The 2,144-nt window shown below is 61.8% G+C and carries 2 protein-coding genes; both read right to left on the bottom strand.

Annotated features, from left to right (window positions below):
* Positions 1 to 308 (bottom strand): Tn3 family transposase (locus X738_RS85830; RefSeq protein ID WP_156942795.1); only part of this gene is annotated, 308 nt, incomplete at its 3' end.
* A complete protein-coding gene (locus X738_RS84365) occupies positions 305 to 1,993 on the bottom strand; it encodes a DUF4158 domain-containing protein (RefSeq protein ID WP_023804273.1) in 1,689 nt (562 codons plus the stop codon). The genes X738_RS85830 and X738_RS84365, both read right to left, overlap by 4 nt.
* Positions 1,994 to 2,144 lie beyond the last annotated feature (151 nt).

Below are 2,144 nucleotides of genomic sequence, written 5' to 3' on the forward strand. Positions count from 1 at the left end.
GCCTCGCCCCAGATGGCGGTGTTGCGGATCGCCAGCGTCGCACTGGCGACGCGCCCACAAGCCGCCTCCAGCGCGTCCCGGTGAACGAAGCGCCGGCCGACGTGAAGCAATTCCTCGTAACTGACGTCCGGGCATCCGGCCGCCACGCGCTTCAGGCCGGCATTCGTGCCCAATCCGTAAAGGCACAAGATCAGGCGCCGGTCGACCGCACCGCGGGAAAGCGTCACGCGGGAGGCCGATGTTTCAAAAGCATCCAGAAAACCGGTGTCGAGGGCCGTCTCCTTCAAAACATCCAGCAGTTCCGTCATCGGCCAGCGATGCCCGATCTCGGCCTTGACCGAGCGAAGGCCCTGCGGTTCCGGCAGTGGCTGGAACGGCGTGATCGAGATGCGGNGATGCGGTTTTCACCGCGCCAGAGAATGCGCACCTTATCGTTGCGGGGGATTTCGCCGTTCAGCAGCCGCAATTCCCGCTCGAGCTCGGCCTGGATTTTGCGCGTGAAAGCTCGCGCATCCGACGTCAGGTTGAGCGCGTCGTAGTAGGCCGCCCGTCGGCTCTCGAAATCCTTGGGCAGATCGTCGTCCGGATTTCGATAGCGGTCCGCCCCAACTACCCAGATTTCCTTGGCCCGGATGCGATCGCGCAGCTGGCTGAGCACACAGAGTTCATAGCTGATCCGGTTGATGCGCCCGTCCTTGCCGATGATCGCGCTGCGCCATTTCGGCGGAATGACCCCTTCGACTGGCACGCCATTCCGCGGGAACACGCGGCATCCGGTATCGAAGGCTCGCTTGATCCAATCCAAGGCTTCGAGCACCGGCCGATGCACGGCGTTGTTCGAACGAAACTCCAGGACCGAGAGCAGTTTTGGCAAGATCCTTCTGTAGTGGCCGGCATAGGAACCGCGCATCACTTGGTAGATGCGGCGCTCAAGCGTGCCTTTCGCCCGATGCTCCTTGATGATCGCCGCGAGCTTTTCCTTGCCTACCACCGGAAAGATCACATCGCACACCCGGCCGTCCGGCGTCTCGATCGCCGCACCAGCAATGTCGACCAAAAGCCGCTCCTTGCCATAAACCCTCTCGATATCCTTGGCTATCCCGGCCACCACCTTACGCTTCGAGCGAACCCCGATCTTGTGAATGGCCTCCACCAGCAGGTCGATCATCCCGTCGATGATCTGCGCTTCCCGCACCATCAGGAAAACGGCATAAAGACCCAGTTGCCGCATCGGCGTGTGCCGGCGCATCTCCGAGGCTTTTTCGGCACCGACCCGCCGGACAATCTGATCGATCCAGGTCTTGCCCGGGTCCGTCAGCAACTCCCTTGGCAGTTTTAGCTCTTGAATGAAGGCCAGCCGACCGGCGAGCGAAAGCATATTCTCCAGCGTTGTGGCACCTGCATCGGCTTTGATCGTGTGGAACCCCGTCGGGCTTTCCGGATCGGCGAGCGAAGCTTCCATCAGAGCGGCCGTTTCCGGAACAAGCCGGTGCGCCACACGGCCGAGAAATGTTTCTAGGAACCGTTGCCGTTCGGAACGTACAAGCCGCTCCATCTCCTTGCCCGACGGGCCGAAAATCTTGTGGTCGCGGCACCAGAGACAGACAGCCTCCAGCATCGCCGCGACCGACTGCCCGCCCGGGCAAAGCTCCGTTGCTATCCAGTCCGCAAGCGCCGCGCGATCCGCCAGCCTCATGCGGCGAACGCCCAGATGACGGAGAATCTCCGCGCAATGGCGCCGGCCCGAGCGCCCTGAAAAATGGTAGCCGCCGAAATCGGCCTTGCTGACGCCAAGCTGCTCGGCCAGATACGAAACCGCCTCGTCCGGAACCTCGGTCGCGTCGGTGACAAAGTATCCGAAGGCTGCGAAGAACTTCAACTGCACCGCCAGTCCGAGCCTCGACCCGGCCGGCTTGGCGTTCGCAAAGTCGATGTCGGCAAACGAGAGGCTCCACTCACCGACCAACGACTCAGGTGAAACACGCAAACCCATACATCCACTCCCTGTTCAGGGAGTGAATTCTCAGGCGATGGCGCCATGGCGGTCAATCCGTTCCGGCAACGTTCCACAACTTGGCCAAAATCGCAGCTTCGGGCCGTGTGTGGACGCCCCCGGGAATGCAAGTGATTTCTTTCACTTTGGC

Origin of the sequence: Mesorhizobium sp. L48C026A00 (assembly GCF_000502375.1) — a bacterium.
GTDB classification, from domain to species: Bacteria; Pseudomonadota; Alphaproteobacteria; order Rhizobiales; family Rhizobiaceae; genus Mesorhizobium; species Mesorhizobium muleiense.